Source organism: Paenibacillus sp. FSL H7-0357 (assembly GCF_000758525.1).
Taxonomy (GTDB): Bacteria; Bacillota; Bacilli; order Paenibacillales; family Paenibacillaceae; genus Paenibacillus_AQ.
In genome coordinates this window covers 1,638,804-1,656,821 of sequence record NZ_CP009241.1, presented here as the reverse complement: position 1 = coordinate 1,656,821, position 18,018 = coordinate 1,638,804, and the positions used below count along the sequence as shown (strand labels likewise).

Annotated in this window: 13 protein-coding genes and 3 pseudogenes; 7 read left to right on the top strand and 9 right to left on the bottom strand. The window is 43.7% G+C overall.

The genetic code is table 11. The annotated features are described in order from the left end of the window. Window positions 1–36: 36 nt before the first annotated feature. The 7 genes and pseudogenes from H70357_RS37055 to H70357_RS07385 all read left to right on the top strand — a co-directional run. Window positions 37–1,274, top strand: a pseudogene (locus H70357_RS37055) (ISL3 family transposase); the annotation flags it as partial. A gap of 404 nt (window positions 1,275–1,678) precedes the next feature. After that, window positions 1,679–3,490, top strand: coding sequence for an ABC transporter ATP-binding protein (locus H70357_RS07400; protein WP_038587430.1), 1,812 nt, complete (start codon window positions 1,679–1,681; stop codon window positions 3,488–3,490). Between the two features lie 110 nt (window positions 3,491–3,600). After that, a pseudogene (locus H70357_RS37050) lies at window positions 3,601–4,370 on the top strand (IS110 family transposase). Further along, window positions 4,262–4,531, top strand: a complete 270-nt coding sequence (locus H70357_RS37045) for a hypothetical protein (RefSeq protein WP_442950488.1) — start codon at window positions 4,262–4,264, stop codon at window positions 4,529–4,531. Before H70357_RS37050 ends, H70357_RS37045 begins: the two are co-directional and overlap by 109 nt. A gap of 5 nt (window positions 4,532–4,536) precedes the next feature. Then, the gene (locus H70357_RS37040) at window positions 4,537–4,893 is read left to right on the top strand and encodes a transposase (protein WP_442950458.1); all 357 of its coding nucleotides are present in this window, start codon (window positions 4,537–4,539) and stop codon (window positions 4,891–4,893) included. Window positions 4,894–5,694: 801 nt separating this feature from the next. Then, the gene (locus tag H70357_RS07390; protein WP_144024503.1) at window positions 5,695–5,937 is read left to right on the top strand and encodes a hypothetical protein; all 243 of its coding nucleotides are present in this window, start codon (window positions 5,695–5,697) and stop codon (window positions 5,935–5,937) included. A 530-nt stretch (window positions 5,938–6,467) separates the two neighbouring features. Further along, a pseudogene (locus H70357_RS07385) lies at window positions 6,468–7,811 on the top strand (IS4 family transposase); the annotation flags it as partial. A gap of 566 nt (window positions 7,812–8,377) precedes the next feature. Here H70357_RS07385 and sigK read toward each other — a convergent pair. The 9 genes from sigK to phnX form a co-directional block, all read right to left on the bottom strand. Then, on the bottom strand, window positions 8,378–9,079 hold the full coding sequence (sigK, locus tag H70357_RS07380; RefSeq protein ID WP_038587424.1) for an RNA polymerase sporulation sigma factor SigK: 702 nt from the start codon (window positions 9,077–9,079) through the stop codon (window positions 8,378–8,380). A 234-nt stretch (window positions 9,080–9,313) separates the two neighbouring features. Beyond that, window positions 9,314–9,442 carry a putative holin-like toxin gene (locus tag H70357_RS37035; RefSeq protein WP_442950457.1) on the bottom strand — a complete coding sequence of 43 codons (129 nt, stop codon included), beginning with the start codon at window positions 9,440–9,442 and terminating at the stop codon, window positions 9,314–9,316. Between the two features lie 1,072 nt (window positions 9,443–10,514). After that, window positions 10,515–11,294, bottom strand: coding sequence for a DeoR/GlpR family DNA-binding transcription regulator (locus H70357_RS07370; protein WP_038587416.1), 780 nt, complete (start codon window positions 11,292–11,294; stop codon window positions 10,515–10,517). 43 nt (window positions 11,295–11,337) lie between these two features. Beyond that, a complete protein-coding gene (locus tag H70357_RS07365; protein WP_038587414.1) occupies window positions 11,338–12,432 on the bottom strand; it encodes an ABC transporter ATP-binding protein in 1,095 nt (364 codons plus the stop codon). After that, entirely contained in the window at window positions 12,429–13,076 is a 648-nt protein-coding gene (locus tag H70357_RS07360; RefSeq protein ID WP_156130827.1) for a carbohydrate ABC transporter permease, read from the bottom strand. Before H70357_RS07360 ends, H70357_RS07365 begins: the two co-directional genes overlap by 4 nt. A 217-nt stretch (window positions 13,077–13,293) precedes the next feature. Then, window positions 13,294–14,199, bottom strand: coding sequence for a carbohydrate ABC transporter permease (locus H70357_RS07355; RefSeq protein WP_038587410.1), 906 nt, complete (start codon window positions 14,197–14,199; stop codon window positions 13,294–13,296). 103 nt (window positions 14,200–14,302) lie between these two features. Next, entirely contained in the window at window positions 14,303–15,715 is a 1,413-nt protein-coding gene (locus H70357_RS07350; protein WP_038587408.1) for a type 2 periplasmic-binding domain-containing protein, read from the bottom strand. 127 nt (window positions 15,716–15,842) lie between these two features. Then, entirely contained in the window at window positions 15,843–17,201 is a 1,359-nt protein-coding gene (locus H70357_RS07345) for an aspartate aminotransferase family protein (RefSeq protein WP_038587406.1), read from the bottom strand. Continuing rightward, the gene (phnX, locus tag H70357_RS07340; RefSeq protein ID WP_038587404.1) at window positions 17,191–18,003 is read right to left on the bottom strand and encodes a phosphonoacetaldehyde hydrolase; all 813 of its coding nucleotides are present in this window, start codon (window positions 18,001–18,003) and stop codon (window positions 17,191–17,193) included. The genes H70357_RS07345 and phnX overlap by 11 nt, the downstream gene beginning before the upstream one ends. Between the last annotated feature and the right edge of the window lie 15 nt (window positions 18,004–18,018).

Here is an 18,018-nt window from a genome sequence, read left to right as displayed (position 1 = left end):
TAAGTCTCACCGAACAACAACAAAAGGAATAAACAGATGCAGATCCAGTATATCAATGAAATGCTTGACATACCAGAGTTACAAGTTCGCCAGATTCGGTTCATGGCTACCGACGAACTTCACATCGAAGCCATCCCCCGCAGCCATAAACAACGCTGTCCCTTGTGCAAGTCCGACCAAAACTTGATTCGTAAGGGAAGCAATGGTATTCGGACGGTAAGAAATTTGCCAGTGTTTGCGAAAAAAACCTTTCTGCATGTACCTTCCATGCGTTTGTCCTGCACCACTTGCGAAGTCGGATTTGGATGGTTCTATGAATTTGTCGGACCCAAGCAGCGCTACAGCTGGCTGTTTCGTTCCCATACCGTCGAACAAGCGCTGGGCTCAACGGCTACACATAGCGCCCGCATCCAGCAACTACCCGCCAGTACCGTACAACGCATGCATGATGAGGCTGTTCCGGTGGAGTGCCAAACGCATCGAGAAGCACGTGTGGAACGAAGCGAAAGAAATATCCAATCTGGTTTTAGGTGTCGATGATTTTGCCATCCGAAAAGGTCATACTTACAATACCGGTATCCATAATCTCAAAGGCGAGACCATGCTCGACCTGTTGCCGGGTCGAACACTGAACGACTTGCGGGCGTATGCTAACGCTCATCCGAATTCCCTCCTCCTCAACCCCAAAGCGGTCGTCATGGATTTAGCGCAGGCGTATCATACCTGGATCAGCGAGTGCTTTCCTCGCGCAATTCGTATTGCAGATCGTTTTCACGTTCATGGTTATGTGATCGACAGCGTACAAGAGGTTCGAAAAACCGTTCAGCCTACGCTATCCCCACGGGCAAGAGCTTACCTGAAAGCCCATCATCGCTTGCTTAATCCTCCTGCGGAATTGCCGGAAGAGCAGAGCCGGGCGTGACTGGAGATGCCGCTAACCTTCTCCCCGCTACTTCGCAGCGTCTGGGAATGGAAGGAAGCCTTCGCGATCTGGTATGACTGTTCGCCGAGCTTTAGTGCTGCCAAACTAGGATTTGAGCGTTGGTGTGGGCAAGGAGAAAAGATAGACCATTCTGCTGTTCGTCGGACCTTAAAGACGATGCGCAACTGGAACATAGAAATTGTAAACTACCATCAATGCCGATGGGACAAACGCTATGGTGGAAGGTCGTCACAACCGTATTAAAGCCTTCCAACGTCGCCATTACTTTACGCGAAATCGAAACCACTATAAAGCCGGCATTCTCATTGAATGTAACCGTCATCAGATGATGGGTGGATACTCAAGCACTGATTTTGAGATTGAGCCGTTTTTTTCAATACTTTTTGATATTTAGCGCAGATTAGTTCGCTCTTTCCTTAAAATCAAACCCTCATCAGTCCGACATATTTGGATAAAATTTCACTTTTGATTCTTCTAAAGTATTTATTTTACATTTTTCGACATAAAAAGGTAATGAAGACTCATGTTCTTTTCCATTATAAAGTATATTATTTTCTCATGAATCAAATATACATATTTTGGAGGTAAGCAAATTGAATTCCTATATTATATTTTTTGTATTTTTTATTTGTTTAACCATTTCAAAAATGACTATCAGTAATTTTCAAATCCTCGTCCCGATATTTTCAAACGTTTCACAACTTAAATTAAGGAACAAGAAGCAGGGATTAGTTCATGTACTTTAAATTATTATCCTGGTGCGTCAGTTACGTATGGAGGAACAAAAAAAGCCTTATTCTATCTTCAATACTTTTTAGTGTAGTGCTGGGCATTATCCCTTACTTTTCTTTAATCATCAGCAAAAAATTCATAAACGAATTATCGCTATTTATCATGAGCAGCAAGGAAATACCGGGATATTCAAATATAGTTATTTTGTTACTGGCACAAGTTGCAATTCAGACCTTTAGTACAGGTATCGGGTATCTGGATCAGTATCTCGAGAAAAAAAACTTATCCTTACTCGAACAAAAGCTGGTTATTGAAATGACATCCAAACTTAGTAAAATCCCGTTATTGACTTATGATGATCCTGAATTTCATAACCATTTCGGCAGAATCAATACTAATATTTCTGAACGTTTCTGGTCACCCATCAGAAGTATTAAGGAATTCATTAAGACCGTTCTTAGCATTGGTTCATATACTTTTATACTTCTGGCCGTAAGTTATAAATTAATAGTACTGTGCGTTATTGTTACTATTCCACTATTTTTCATCCAGTCCCGACTGGGCAAAAATAAATTCCATTTCAGCATAGAGGTTTCTTCATTAATGAAGGAAATACGCTATATCTATTCAATTCTTACGGACAGAAACTATGCAAAGGAGATGAGGGCATACTCCTTGAATAATTTTTTCCTAAACAGATGGAGTCAAAAATACTTGGACCATACCGGTAGAACTCTCTCTCTGGAGAAGAAGCAATACATAATAAAAATGAGTACTGAATCAGCCACTTCTGTATTCTACATTTTCACCTCTGTCTTTGTATTAGTTGTAATGAGACGGATAGGGTCGCTTCAGATCGGTGACTTTTTAATAGTCAATCAAGCCCTGAACAATACCCAAACTGCTCTCAACCGGTTAACGGTAATTTACTCAGACCTAAAGGTCAGCCTATTATATCTAAAAGATCTCAAGGTCTTTTTTGACCTGGAGGAGCACCTGGAAGCCGTGTGTTTATCCCCAGAGGAAACTAGCAGTACGGAATATTTATCTCTTCAGAATGTGACATTCCGTTATCCGACTCAGACGGTTTGTACACTAAAGGGTATAAGTTTCTCTATCAATAAAGGTGAAAAAATAGCGATAATAGGCAGCAATGGCTCCGGAAAAACAACTCTTATCAAATGTCTGCTGGGACTCTATAAAGAGTACCAGGGTGAAATCCGCATAATGGGCGAAGATATTAAACATATGCCTGACGATCGCTTAAGAAAAACATACGCTGTTATTTTTCAGGATTTCTTAAAATTCCCTTATACTGTAAAGGAGAATATATACTTCGGTGATGTTGATAGTGAATCTTCCCATTCCGATAGCAGAGTGATCTCTGCTAGTACGAAGGCGGGAATACACGGAATGATTTCAAATTTACCGGAAAAGTACAACACATATCTGGGGAATTATATCCATTACGGAGTTGACTTCTCTGGAGGGCAATGGCAAAAAACCGCATTAGCCAGAGCTTTGTACAGGCATTCAGATATATTAGTGCTTGACGAACCAACAGCTTCGTTGGATTCAAGGTCCGAGATGGAAGTATTTAAAGAGTTACTTACTAATTCTGAAGATAAAACAGTTATTTTTATATCTCATAGAATTGCTTCTGCCCGATACGCTGATAAGATCATTCTGTTAAAAGAAGGTGAAATCATAGAGCAAGGTACTCATAATGAACTCGTTGCGAAGCACGGAGAGTATTATCAGCTTTACTCCATGGGAGAAGAAATAGAAGTAATGAACGAGACTATCCCCTGTTAAGGAGCCATTCCTGTAATGAATTAAATTGAGGTTTGAATGAAAAAAGCGCCAGCTGTATACTGGGAAACGTTCCGACCAAAGAACAAATTCCAGCACAGGAGGCACTCAACATGAAGTATAAACAATCGAAGAAACAGAATCAACGGATTACACGAATTTCTGACAAGACCCTTGTCGTAGGCGTAGACATTGCTAAAGAAACCCATGTGGCCCGTGCCATCGATTTTCGGGGGATTGAACTGGGAAAGGACTGTGTGTTCTCTAATACCCGTACCGGACTGGAACAACTGGTTCAGTGGATGAAGGAGCTTCAGCAGGAGCATGCCAAGAGTGACGTCCTCTTTGGCATTGAGCCCACCGGACACTACTGGTTTAATTTGGCCGAATACTTGGGACAGCAAGGGATTCCACTCGTCATTGTCAATCCGCATCATGTTCACAAAAGCAAAGAACTGAAGATAACTCACCGACGAAAAACGACTATAAGGATGCAAAAGTCATTGCCGATTTAGTGCGTAACGGGAAATATAGCGAACCGAAACTGCCAACAAACCTCTATGCAGATCTGCGGATTCTCATGAATCTTCGCGAGAAGATCATGGTAAATCTGGGGCTGGTGCAAAGACGAATGCAAAACTGGCAGGACCGATTTTTCCCGGAGTACACAGAGGTTTTTAAAGACTGGGAGGGTAAAGCCTCTATTATTACGTTAAGCGAGTTCCCAACGCCAGAAGAGATCGTAGCGCTCGGGACAGAGGCCATTGTGAAGCGATGGAAGAAGGACGTGAAGCGCGCCGTAGGACGAAGCGAGCGGAGCAACTGGTCGAAACCGCGAGAAGTTCCATCGGGCTTACCGAGGGGCTTACCGCAGCCAAAATAGAGATTAAAGCGCTTCTAGAGCAGTACGAAATGTTCGCCAGACAACTCGAAGAAATTCTATTCGAAGTGGAACAATTGCTTGAGCAAATTCCGGGAACGAAAGAGATGCTCACGTTCCGGGCGTGGCAGTGGTTACCTTGGCGGGGTTCCTTGCAGAAGTAGGAGATTTGAGCGGTTACGAGCATGGACAGCAAATTATTCGGCTGGCCGGATTGAATCTCAAAGAGAATAGTTCAGGAAAGAGAAAAGGAAAGACAGGCATTAGCAAACGTGGACGTGCACGCTTAAGGGCCTTGTTGTTCCGGGCGGTCATGCCCATGGTAGCAAAGAACGCAGAGTTTAAGGCACTACACCAGTACTTTACGACACGAAGAGAGAATCCATTGAAGAAAAAGCAATCCCTGGTGGCCTTGTGTGGAAAACTCATACGTGTTTTGCATACGCTAGGCACCAAGCAACGACCATACAATGCAAACGACGTTTTAGGGCCGGTACGTCAGGCCCAGATTCAGATGGCAGCTTAAGAAAACCAAACTCATTTTTGCTCAATGAAGTAGAAATCACCAAAGACAACAGAAGCACGGAGCAGCCGTAGGAATCAATTCCATAAGGGCAATGACCCTGTTAAGGAGCAAGAAAAACGGCGTCCATCTCTTGAGAGGCAGAACGAAGGAATGTAAGGGCAAAGACCCCGCGTGACATGGGAGGGTAAGCCGTCAGGAGATAGGTGTGGATATCCAAAGTGCGATCACAGCATGTATCTTTGGGTTGGGGATAACTCCCCCACTCACTATTCCTGCCACCGGCTCACCAGAAAATAATGTAATCCTTACATGACTATTCCAGCTCTCGATCTGTCAATGGCTGAAAATCTGAGAATGAGTGAGTAAACAAGAGAAAATATTAATTTATAGTGGGAGGACATAAGTAAATGTTTTATATTGTAATTCCGCTTATTCTTGCAGTACCTTCCTATTTCACATTTAAAAAAATCAAAGAAATCGAGCACCTGATGAACAGAAATCAGTAATAAGGAGAGCTTAAATTATATGAATACTATTTTAATGGTATCCAACATATTACTTTGGGTATTTCTAGGTATTATACTCGTTTTTATTTACTTGTTAACAAGAATATTTGTTACTCATATCAATAACTTCAACGAAAACACTGGAAAAAAAGCATTAAATATTGATGATAAGCTACCTAGCTTTTAGGCAAAGGATCAGAGAGGCGGGCTTATATCATCGGATTAAATAATGGGTAGTGTAACAAAACTGGTCTTTCTAAGTGACCACTGCGGCTCCTGTTACCAGGTACTCGATATGCTGCAGCATGGAACTGGCAGACAGAATTATTTAGTTTTAAAACCAGACAGGCCAAAAGATTCCTCCATGAATATTAATGACAAACAGTACAACTTCCCTTTAATACGTTCTACCCGCTTAATGAATAGTTTCGGAATTGAAAAGGTGCCGTTGATTATTTCTATTAGCCAGGGAGGTTTCATTACAGAAATTCATGATTTAAAAGATACAGAGGAATTAACATCTATTTTGGCAGGATAAAAAACCATTATAATCTTGAAGGGAGGTGAAAATAATGGAATTTATTTCAAAAGCATTAGGTATTGAACCTAGAATACAGATTTGCCAATGTCAAGTAGAAGGACCTACTGTATGCAGGCACGTCTTATTCTCCTGCAATTCAATTCCCGGGGCTGGTTTTTATGAAACCCTCTTAATTGACTGCACCACACGGGAAGAGTGCGGAACTAGACCACTTTATACTTGTTGCTAGTAGAATCCTCATTAACAGCTGTGAGTTGAATGTGTAATTACCTCAGCTCACAGCTGAATGTGTTATTGTATTTCCAGTAAATTGAATTTGGAGAAGAGATGGTTCCAATAATACCTACAATTATTATCTTTTGTACTTTTATACTCAACTTTCGCAGAGTCAAAATCGAGTTGACCCCAAGCCGGGGTTAAGGTGGTGCCTTTTAAGTAAGGGTCTTGCCAACATAGAAAAACACCACTTCATTTGGTAAAGTGAGATTGTCGAAGATCCACTAAACCACAGAAGAGGTGTCCTCCCTATGATAAACCAAAAGTCTTCCTTAGATCAACTCCCACCTGAAATGAGACCGGCCTTTCAGGAGCTTGCTGTACTGAAGCACCTAAGGAAATCAGGATTCAAAAAAGCTTTTGGCTATACCTGTTCCCATCTGTTCATGCTCGTTTTCGTGCTACTCTTCCATCAGAAAAACTGGTTTCGCCTGCTGGAAAGTGCCAAAAGTGAAGCCTTTCCCGGCAAAGATACCGTTTATCGTTTTCTCAATCATAGCGGCTTTGCTTGGCGGCGCTTCTTGACTTCGCTTAGCAGTGACACCGTGCAGCGGGTCGAAACCCTGACTTCCGTCACGCGAACCACCGTGTTCATTGTGGACGATTCCATGTTCGAGCGAAATCGGAGCAAAGCTGTCGAACTGCTCGCTCCTTTCAAGGATCACGCAACAGGGGCCTACTACAAAGGGTTTCGCATGCTGACCTTGGGCTGGTCGGACGGCCATACATTTCTTCCTTTGGACTTCGCCTTGCTGAGTTCCGAGAAGTCCGGAATCACCGGTGTACATCCGGGAATCGACAAGCGCTCTTGCGGTTACAAACGACGGAAAGAAGCGTTGCTTTCCGCCCCGTATCTGGTCTCCGAACTGCTCGATCGGGCCATTGCTTCTGGGGTTTCTGCGGCTTACGCACTCATGGATAGCTGGTTCACGCATGCCCCCCTAATCGGGCGGATGGTTGAACGGGGTCTCCATGTCATTGGCATGGTGAAAAACGACAACAAGCGGTATCTCGTTCATGGCAAGCAGGTCGATCTCAAAGGTCTTTACCAAGCCGCCCCGCGCGTCCAGGGGAGGCACCGGACTATTTTGCGCCAGATTCATACGGAACTGGTTTCCGGTATTCCCGTCGTCGTGGTTTTTGTCCGCCATCGCTCCAAGAAAAACGAGTGGCTCGCGATTCTGTCGACGGATCTGACGCTGACAGCACCGGAGATCATTCAAATCTACGCGATTCGCTGGGACATCGAAGTCTTTTTCAAATGCGCTAAACCCCTGCTGCGCCTGCAAAAAGAGTTTCAGGGCTGCTCCTACGATCTGCTCATTAGCCATACAACGATTGTCTTTTCCCGCTATATTCTGCTGGCCTGGCAGCATCGGCAAAGTACGGATCAACGAACACTCGGTGGACTCTTTTATTTGCTTTGTGATGAAGTCGGCTCCTTGGACTGGGCGGTGGCTTTACAACAACTGGTGGAATTGATGAATGAAATCGCCAATCAAGTCGGCAAGAAACTATCCGCCATGATTAAAAGTCAACTCCAGCACTGGATCTCCGCTCTGCCCAACTATATCAAGGCTTATCTGCCGATTTCAGGCTGGTCGAGTAGACGTGAACCTCACGACTCACGCCCCTCACAGATCCGTACGTGCCCAATTAAGGCATACGGCTCCTCATATCATCTTTCGCAATACTGCATAGATTATCCGTATATGTTCACGTAGATTTTAGGTTCCGGTAAAGGATTACGCTGCAGGAAAAGGTTATATTTATCTGCCGTGAAACTCCTTCTCTGGCTTCTGCGATTCAACCATTTCAGTAACGTTTTAGATATCTGGAATTTGTATACGGACATTGCTCTGCTGTTGTCCGTTATTCCATAGTAGCGATCTTCCTTAGATTTCATTAAAATGTACTATTATAAACAGTTATAAACAGTTTTAGTATCCGTTTTATAAAATAAAAATGGACACCCTCCCGTGTAAAGGATTAGCGCTGGCCTTGATACTGTCCATGTTTCTCATAGATATGTAGCAATTCAACATGGAGATCATGCATTTCCTTGTAGCTCATTGTAGTGCAGCTCCATTTTATAGAACTACTCGCTCTGCATATATTAAAATAAAAAGCAACTCATCCGTAGACAAGTTGCTCTTAAAACTCACCTCTTCGCCTTATAAAACTCATGATACAGCTTCATCAGCGCCCGCTTCTCTATCCGTGACACATAACTGCGACTAATGCCGAGATCCTTGGCGATCTCCCGCTGCGTCCGCTCCTCCCCGCCGGTGTCCAGGCCAAAACGTCCGACAACTACTTCCTTCTCCCTCTCGTCCAAAATGTCGAGGTTGCGGTAAATCTTGCTCTTTTCGATTTTAAGATCGACCTCTTTAATAACATCGTCAGCTTCGGAGCCAAGGATATCGATAAGTGTAATTTCATTACCTTCTTTGTCAGTCCCAATTGGATCATGGAGAGAGACGTCCTTACGGGTCTTTTTCAAGCTGCGTAAGTGCATCAAAATTTCGTTTTCAATACATCGAGCAGCAAAAGTGGCTAGTTTGGTACCCTTGTTCGGACGGTAACTTTCGATGGCCTTGATCAGCCCGATCGTACCGATGGAGATCAGATCCTCCATATCCTCGCCTGTGTTATCGAATTTCTTTACTATGTGGGCAACTAAGCGCAAATTGTGTTCGATTAGCAAGTTACGAGCCTTAGCGTCGCCCTCAGCCATCATCCCTAAGTATTTGCTTTCATCCTGCTCCGAGAGCGGCTGGGGAAAAGCGTTGTTTCTTACGTACGATACCAGCAGCGTCAGTTCTTTGATCAGTAGCGCTATCGTGCTTATGATTCCTGGCAACTTGGCGACACCTCCCGCACATGTACAATGAAACCGATCAGCAATGAGAACTACGGGTTCATGGTCCTTTTATTGTATGTGGGTAGATGCCTAGAAGTGCCTGTACGGGAGAAATAGGTACGGGCTATTATAACAGGGGTTTTAGGTATACTCTTTGGTGTGATAAGATAAGAATATAAAAGGAGCCGTGCGTCAACACGACTCCCGTGTACAATCCGCATTAAGAGCGGCGGCTTACGGAATGCGCCAGAGATAGACCGTTATCCTTCGTCGGGGCGGTCTATTTCTTTTTGTGGAATGAAGGATCAACACAATCAGCGTCGCAAATGAAATCATTAGCGTCAGTGCTTGGTATACCTCCACTTGCCATATTTGCAATCAGTTTTTGAGCATTTTTTTGCCGATAGTAAATTCGATGAATCCCAACAATAATCCCATGATCATAATGTACCAGTAATCACTGATTGAAGGTGATAATGTCACCAGAGTGAAAATAATTGTATCTATGCCGTACAAAAGAATAGACCAACTTAACAATTTGTAAAACCTATTTCTTTTTGTAATAAAAAATAAAGCAATAAAAAAGATTAAACACACTGATAGCAGAATAGATGGGAAGTAGTAGAAAGAGGTTGTTAATGAAGTGTTGAACCCGATTGCTGAGGTTTCACTTGTTAAATTATAAAAATTTTTAAATCCATCTGTTACTATTAAGATTACTATGATGATCTGAACCGCTTTCCAATCCTTTTTCATATTAAACTCCTTTCGTTGAAACTCACACCATAACCCTCTTTATGTAATTATAGGTAAGATGAAGAAGAAATTAAAGGTGGATTTCTCGTGATAGATTAGAGCGTGTCTTCAAACCGCTTCCCCGCCAAAACCTGCTGCTGTATGCCCTAAGGAATCATGGGTACAGTAGCACTTTCTGATCACACGCGGAGAAAGGCGTTTCGCCACTAGGCAGTTTTTTCGGTGGAGGCTTACGTCTCGGTGTTTCTAAGACTTCGTTCTTTTTCAGAAGACGTGTGTGCGTCCGGAAAGTGTATTCCTGGCTCTGAGCACGAACGGACCGAGTTGCACTTAATTGGGGCTTTTAGCCTGTTACAGGAGGACAACGGACTCCAGCGCAGTTATTTCTCCCTACTGGCCGTTTTTAGATAGAATGCAGAGCAGATAAGGTCGCCTGGGTCCGCAAAAGAGAATAAACAGGTGTTTTACTCTCCATAGCGCCTCCTGAGTCCGTCCCTCGAGCGAACGAACCCGCTGCGGGCTTTTAGGTCCCCTACTTTCAATACTAAATCCCTGCTTCCCCAGAGCTCTTCCAGTTTGAAGACATGCTCTAGAAAGGCAAAAAAAGTGACCTCAAACCACAATCTTTTACAGATCGTAATTTAAGGTTTCATTCATTAAAAACTTATGATTTTCAGCCCTAAGGATGTATCCATCTGACGTCGCTATCCTTAAGCTTCGGAATCCAACCATTTGGAGGCGCTTGATCGGAAACGATAACATGCACCTCATGAAAATCAACAATTTTGGCTAATGTTCGTTTAGCGATTTTCGACTCATCTGCAACTACAATCACCGTCTCTGAACAACGAATTAATTCCCTGGTCAGTACCGCCTGCTCGTAGTCATAGCTTGTTATCCCATACTCCAAGGAAACACCATCCACAGAAATAAAGGATTTATTGACATAGAAATCCTCCATAATTTTCTCAGCAATCGGACCGGATACCCGCAAGTGTTTTACGTTGACTTCTCCGCCTATCAAAATAATTTTACCGTCGAAGGCCCCGCGTTTTTTATTTTCAATCAGTAACATCATCGCTGGTATAGAGTTGGTCAATATCGTTACATTATGCTTGCCCTCTAAAAAATGAATAATTTGCAGAGCCGTACTTCCTTCATCTATTATAATCACATCGTTGTGATCAATTAACTCCGCAGCGAGAAGCCCGATCTTGCTCTTAGCCTCAGCGTTTAATAATTCTCTTTCATATAGCGGAGGCTCCATTCCCACCTTGAACTTAACCGCACCGCCATATATTTTTTTCAATTTATTTTCTTTTTCCAGCTCATCGAGATCTCTTCGTATCGTTTCCGTTGAAACTTCAAAGAGCAAAGAAAGCTCTCTGGCAATCACTTTGCCCTTCTCATTAAGCAGATTCATAATACTGATCTTTCTATCCTCCCCAGCAAGCGACAACTTGCTCCCTCCCTTAACATAGTTTCAAAATCCATCCTGCGTATTAGGTGATGACCTTGCCGGTTTCTTCATCGAAAATATGAATAGCCTCAGAGTCTAGTGTAAGATAAATACGTTCATTATACGACACATTCAGATCCGAAGGGCTTAAAATACGAATAAAATTCGTCGTGTTTTCATTATCGCCCAACATGACCTTGATCAATTTCTCCCGCCCAAGCTGTTCGACCAGCACGACCTTTGCCGGAATACTATTCTCCAGCTGTACTTTGGAAATCTGAAGATGATGAGGCCTTGCCCCTAGGGCTACCCTGGTTCCTTTAAATTCAGCGTTCAATTTTTTAGTCGATAAAAGCTTATAGTCAAAGCCGTCTCCACGTAATATACGTTCATTTCCGTTGCGGAGCAAATCACATTTCAGGATGTTCATTGGCGGATTCCCCATAAAGTGTGCGACAAACAAATTAACAGGTTTCATAAATAACTCGTCCGGTGTACCGTACTGCTGAATTTTCCCATTTTGCAGGATCGCGATTTTATCAGCCACTGCCATCGCTTCTTCCTGATCATGGGTCACAATAATTGTTGTAATTCCCAGTTTCAGCTGCAGGCGCCGGATTTCGTCGCGGACATCAACCTTTAAGCGGGCATCCAGATTTGACATAGGTTCGTCCAGCAGCAGGAACAAGGGGTCTTTAGCAAGTGCCCGGGCCATCGCTACCCGTTGTTGCTGTCCGCCTGAGAGCTGGCTTGGCATCCGGTCTGTCAATTGATCAATTTGCAGCATTGCAGCAATCTCTTGGGCTTTTTGATGACGTTCTTTTTTCTTCACTTTCCGCTGCTTTAATGGAAATGCAATATTATCAAGGACAGTCATATGCGGATAGAGCGCGTAACTTTGAAATACCATCCCGATATCCCTGTCCTTAGGCTCCACATGATTTACGATCTTCCCGTCAAAATATACCTTTCCGCTCGTAGGCTGCAGAAGTCCGGCCAGGATCATTAACGTGGTTGATTTACCGCAGCCGGATGGCCCTAGAAGCGCGACAAACTCACCCCGCTTAATATCCAAGCTGACATTCTCCAGCGCTGTTGAATCGCCAAATTTCTTCGATATTCCCTCTAGTTTTATCATACGCCTTTGGAACCTCCTATGGTCACCTTCATCATCGTCCGTTGGGTGAATAGATAAAATATGCCGATTGGAATGGTATAGAAGAGTCCAATAGCTGTAATTAGCCCAATATTTGTAACCTTATCATCATCTGTAAAAATCAGTTTGGCCAGGTAACCGGCAAGCGTCAATTTGGTGTTATCGAAAATAAACAGCTTGATTAGCAGCCATTCCCCGTAAGCCCCCATAAAAGCATAGATGGCGATCGCTGAAATGCCCGACAGCATATTCGGCAGAATAATCTGATAAAGACATTTGAAACGGCTGCACCCGTCAATCATGCCGGAGAATTCCAAGTCCCAGGAGACCTCATCAAAAAATCCCTTCAGAATATACACATGCCAAGGAATCATTCCTGCTGCCGACAGCACAACAACTGCAAATACGGTGTTGAGCAGCCCTAAGTACATCATTATAAAAAAGCTTGTAATCAATAATGTAATCCCGGGAAAGGACCCCATAATAAACAGAAATTTCAAAGCAAATCCTTTGCCAACAAAATTCAACCTGGAAAAGGCATACGCGGCTGGAACAGCGACCAGAAGGTCTATCACCGTGATGAGCAGCCCAAACACAACCGTATTCATCACAATCGGCCAAATCATCGGAAAACTTATTCCTTCAAGAACAAAAGATCTCCTTAAAAACTGCCAATTCTCCCAAGACAATCTCCCTGAATTATAGTTGTATACCGACGATACAAATAACCAAATGATCATAAAAATGATAGGCAGCATTAACAGGACCATGAAGAAATGAATCATATTCCGTTTGCTGAATTTCCATAAGCTCACAGGGTTTCACCACTCTTATCTAGTATGGTTAGTCTTCTATCCGGGGAGGACGAATCAGTTTATTGAAATCAAATATCCGAAATAACAACAGGGTTAGCAGAAGTGAAATAATGACCACTATGACCGATATAGCAGCGCCATATCCATACTCCAACCGATTAAAGGCCTGCTGATAACCATAGAGAGCCAACGTTGTGGTATCAAACACGGGGCCGCCTCCCGTAGCAAGCAAAATAAAATTGTAGCTTGCAAATAATCCGATCGTCGAAGTCACCGTAACGTACATAATCGGCCATTTTAATGCGGGAAGAATGATGTCCTTAATAATAGAACGGTCTTTGGCCCCATCTACCCTTGCTGCTTTATATACATCTTCGGGAATTGAATTGATCGAAGCCGAGAACAGAATCATGCCCCCTGAGGCACCTGAGATGACTCCGGCAACAATAATAATTAATAGTCCTGCTTCATTGAACCAGGATACCGGTTGTTCCAGACCAAAGTACATGATGACTTTATTCGCAAATCCTCCTGGTGTCGGGTTGAATATATATTTCCAGAATACAACATAGACTAAGCCAGGCATGGTGCTCGGAATGAGCCATATGACACGATAAAGGGCACCTATTCTTTTATTTTTCACCAGATACTGTGTGCAAATCGCCAAGAGCAAGCTGAAAGCGACGGTAAGGATTAAGGAGAAAAATACATAAATCAGGGTTATCTTAATGATCGGCAATAAATTAATGTCTGCAAGGATTTTCCGGAAATTCCCCAGCCCGATGAAATCCGCCTTCATCTTACGATCTAGATTTGTTGTGGACATCCATATAGTCGCAAATGCAGGAATGACAAAGAATAATAAAGTTAGGATCGCAAACGGCGCCAAAAACAGATAGGGGTAAGATTTTTTCTTCAATCTGGCTAAATTCATTGGCCCCTTCCTCTCTCATATGTACGGCTTGCCATAGGAGGACTTTACAATCCTGCACTATGCAAGCCGTTGTTTCTTCTATTATCAAAAGTGTTGCTGCAGGCTATCTGAAAATGACTTGGTCCTGATCCACATTTTGCTTATAGTTTTCTTCGAATAACTTATAGGCTTCTGCTGCCGATGCACCATTAACCATGATTGCTTCAAGACCTTTAATTTGCTGCTTCAAATAATCAGGGTAGGCAAGATGCGGCGGACGTACCTTGGTATAATCCAGCATGTACGCTACGTCATGTAAAAATCTTAAATCACTAAACCGTGGATCTTCTTGTCCCGATTTTGTTACCGGCAGTTTGCCTGAGGCTATGGTGTGGTCCATTTGTAAATTTGGAGCCATTGCCAATTCAATGATTCGTTGAACATAAGGCATTTTCTGCTCATCTACCTTGGAGCTGACATAATACAGACGCGGATTGGCCAGTGAACCCGGCTCCCCGCCCTTACTTCCAGCCGGAATTAGAGTAAAGGTACTGTTTGCATAAAACCAATCCTCGAATTCCTTGTCCGTTTTCCCATAAGCTTCCTTCATACTATTGTATGATCCGGTACCTCCAATGAAAAACATGACATCACCGTTAACATAATATCCGAAGCCCACATCTTCCAATGCAGCAAAGTCCTTTGTAATGGCACCACTCTTAATCCCTTTCTCCCAAAAACTATAAGTATCTGTAATGCCCTTTTTATCGAAAATCACTTTACTTTGTTCCTGATCGTAAGGCTCAAAGCCCATCATTTGGTTGTTGATGTCCTGAACACTGATGTTGTCGAGCCCATCACTCACCAAGCCGTACTTCGTCACCTTTTTCTTAACAGCTTCAGCAGCAACGTTCAGCATATCATCCATCGTCCAATCCCCTTTTAGCACTCGATCCGGAAGTCCTTCAATATCCGCATCAGACCAACCCAGTGTTTTCAAAGCTGTTTTGTTTATATACAGAGGGGAAGCGTCCATATCCTGAATTGCACCGTATACATGCCCTTGGTATTCCATGATATCCCATAGATTTTGTGGGAGAGTTTTGAATACCTCCGACTCCTTCAGCCAATCAATGGGTTGAATAAGTCCTGCATCCAGTTCCCAGCCAATATCCAGGCTTGAATTCATAGAAATATCACGGTATTGGCCGGCTTGGGCTTGTAGAACAAGTTCATCATCACCAACAGCCGGCAAAATGTCGGCAACTACTTCTACATTTTTGCCTTGTGCCGTCAACTCTTCATTCAAGGCTTTAAAAGCAGCTGTATAGTTTGACATCCGGGCACCGTAATCGTCCTCACCTACACTGATTTTAATAATTTCTTTCGTCTTGGCATCCTTCGGTGCATTAGATTTATTCTGAACATCTGCCGCAGAAGCTGCTTCTTTCCCCGTATTATTCTTCGCACTACATGCTCCCAATACGACGGTCAATCCTAGCAATACTACAAATAGCATGAATAATTTGGTCCGCATCTCCAATTCCCCTCATCCCATTTTTTATAATCTAGTACAATATTAGTATAAGATTAGAGTGTAATAAGAGGATTAATTCCACGTTAAATATATGTTTTCATGTTGTTTTATTATGTTTTCATGTTGTTTACCGTGGAAACACTTGGGAGATAGCCGTTTCAATACACTGGAGGGCATGCTGCAGCTGCTCTTGAGTTGTAATTAGGGGCGGCACCAAGGTTAACACATTGCCATTAGAAACCTTAAAGCTCAGTCCCATCTCCATACAGCGGTACATGACCTTTTCTGCCGCTTCTACCGCCTCTTTCTTCGTTTGGCGATCGGTAACCAGCTCAATCGCAGCGAGCATTCCAATCACCCGGACATCCCCAATGACTTCATGTCTATTCATCATGGCCATCAGCTCCCGCTCCAGATAAACTCCCATTCGCTCCGCATGTTCGAGCAATCCATGCTGTTCAATATATTCGATTGTCGCCAAAGCAGCGGCACAACCTACTGAGCTCTTCTCATGGGTATAATGCCCGAGGGATATATCATGAGCCACATCCAAGCCTTCACGTGCAATGATGCCCGCCATTGGAAATAATCCGCCCCCAAGCCCTTTGCCAATAACCACAATATCCGGAACAATATCGTAATGCTCATGAACGAACATTTTGCCGGTTCTCCCGAGGGCTGTTGGAATTTCATCCAGCACAAGCAGAACACCGGATTGATCGCATATTTGACGTAATCTTTGGAAATACGCTTTCGGCGGAATCTGCACATCTGTGCTGCGTACCGGCTCCATAATGACTGCCCCGACATCTGCCTCCCGCTTCAACATGTATTCCAGATAATCAAGGGTTTTCGAGCCGTCAGGATCGGAATCCCCATAGAAGCTGCGATAGGAATTATAAGGCATCATATGCTCTGTTCCCGGCAGCAAGGGTCCCATATGGTTTCGGAATACACCTTCTCCTCCTACAGAAATCGCATCTAGGCTTGCCCCGTGGAAAGAGTCCCAAGTAGAAATTGTCTTGAAGTTTCCCGTCGCTTTACGAACAAGCTTCATCGCGATTCCAATGGCACTTGTACCCCCAGGTGTGAATAACACCTTATTCAGATCACCAGGGGCCAGCTCCACGAGCTTGCGTGCTAATTGAACTGCAACCGGACTCGTATAACGCCGCGGCAGAAAAGGCAGCTCGTCCAATTGCTTCTTGACCGCATCAATAACATAACTGTTCTTATGCCCAACCTGATGCACGCTGTTACCGTGAAAATCCATATATTTGCGGCCATCCAGATCTTCTAAATAGATGCCTTCGGCATTTGTAATTACGTTCAAACAAGGCGTCGACATCGATTGATGCAGAAAGTAGCGGCTGTCTTCTTCTAGAACTTCTCTAGTGTGGCTGCTTAAATTCGTTTCTTGCCATTGCCCGCGTTCTGCCGATAGATTAATGTCTCCTTCACTTCTCTGATAAGGCTTAATATCCATGCGGGCTGTCCCCTCCCAGCAAACGGCTGTTAATCGTTTCAATGAGACCAGGCAGCTGAGACATATCCTCAATAACATCATGCGCTCCATACTCGATAAACTGCTGCTTAGCCGCTTCAACTAGAAGCTTCAAAGCAGCCGGCTCCATCTCATTCACTTCCTCCTGCGTCAAACCTAATATGGAGCTGCCTTTAACGATGCCAACCGCCCATACTCCGGCATTTCTTGCCTCTTGCATGTCCGACTTCGTATCCCCTACTTTTACGATTTGAGAAGGCATACCCATATCCAGATGAATCATATTCGCGTAGATCATATAAGGATACGGGCGCCCTCTGCCATGGACAGAATCAGGAGTCAGCCAATAATCTGGTGCGTAACCGTTCATCTCTGCCCTGCTTGCGACAATTTGCATCATGGTGTCGTTATATCCTGTCGTCCCGCCAATTCGTAACCCTGACTTTCTGAGCTGCTGCACGGTATCGACAACATACTCAATAGGTTCAGCAAATCGATGTAAGATTTCAAGCAGCTTCGGTTCAAAAGCATCATGCAGCTGATCCACATCGCTGTCGGTGAATGGACGCCCCATCTTTTCTTCAAATTGGCTGCGTATCCGCGGCATTTCCAACATCATCTTGATATGATCCCATTTTAGGCACCCCATTGGAGCTCTGACTTCTTCCATCGTCGGTTCGATCCCAATCATCCGGAAGATATCGAAGAACACATGCACGGGAGCCATACATCCATAATCGACCGTCGTTCCGGCCCAGTCCAATATTAATCCTTGTACTTTCATAAACGAATCGCTCTC

Coding starts and splice junctions, on each gene's coding strand:
- H70357_RS07400 (WP_038587430.1), top strand. CDS start 1,679: ATGTACTTTAAATTATTATCCTGGTGCGTCAGTTACGTATGGAGGAAC.
- H70357_RS37045 (WP_442950488.1), top strand. CDS start 4,262: ATGGAAGAAGGACGTGAAGCGCGCCGTAGGACGAAGCGAGCGGAGCAA.
- H70357_RS07390 (WP_144024503.1), top strand. CDS start 5,695: ATGCTGCAGCATGGAACTGGCAGACAGAATTATTTAGTTTTAAAACCA.
- H70357_RS07365 (WP_038587414.1), bottom strand. CDS start 12,432: ATGATAAAACTAGAGGGAATATCGAAGAAATTTGGCGATTCAACAGCG.
- H70357_RS07360 (WP_156130827.1), bottom strand. CDS start 13,076: ATGATTTGGCCGATTGTGATGAATACGGTTGTGTTTGGGCTGCTCATC.
- H70357_RS07355 (WP_038587410.1), bottom strand. CDS start 14,199: ATGAATTTAGCCAGATTGAAGAAAAAATCTTACCCCTATCTGTTTTTG.
- H70357_RS07350 (WP_038587408.1), bottom strand. CDS start 15,715: ATGCGGACCAAATTATTCATGCTATTTGTAGTATTGCTAGGATTGACC.
- H70357_RS07345 (WP_038587406.1), bottom strand. CDS start 17,201: ATGGATATTAAGCCTTATCAGAGAAGTGAAGGAGACATTAATCTATCG.
- phnX (WP_038587404.1), bottom strand. CDS start 18,003: ATGAAAGTACAAGGATTAATATTGGACTGGGCCGGAACGACGGTCGAT.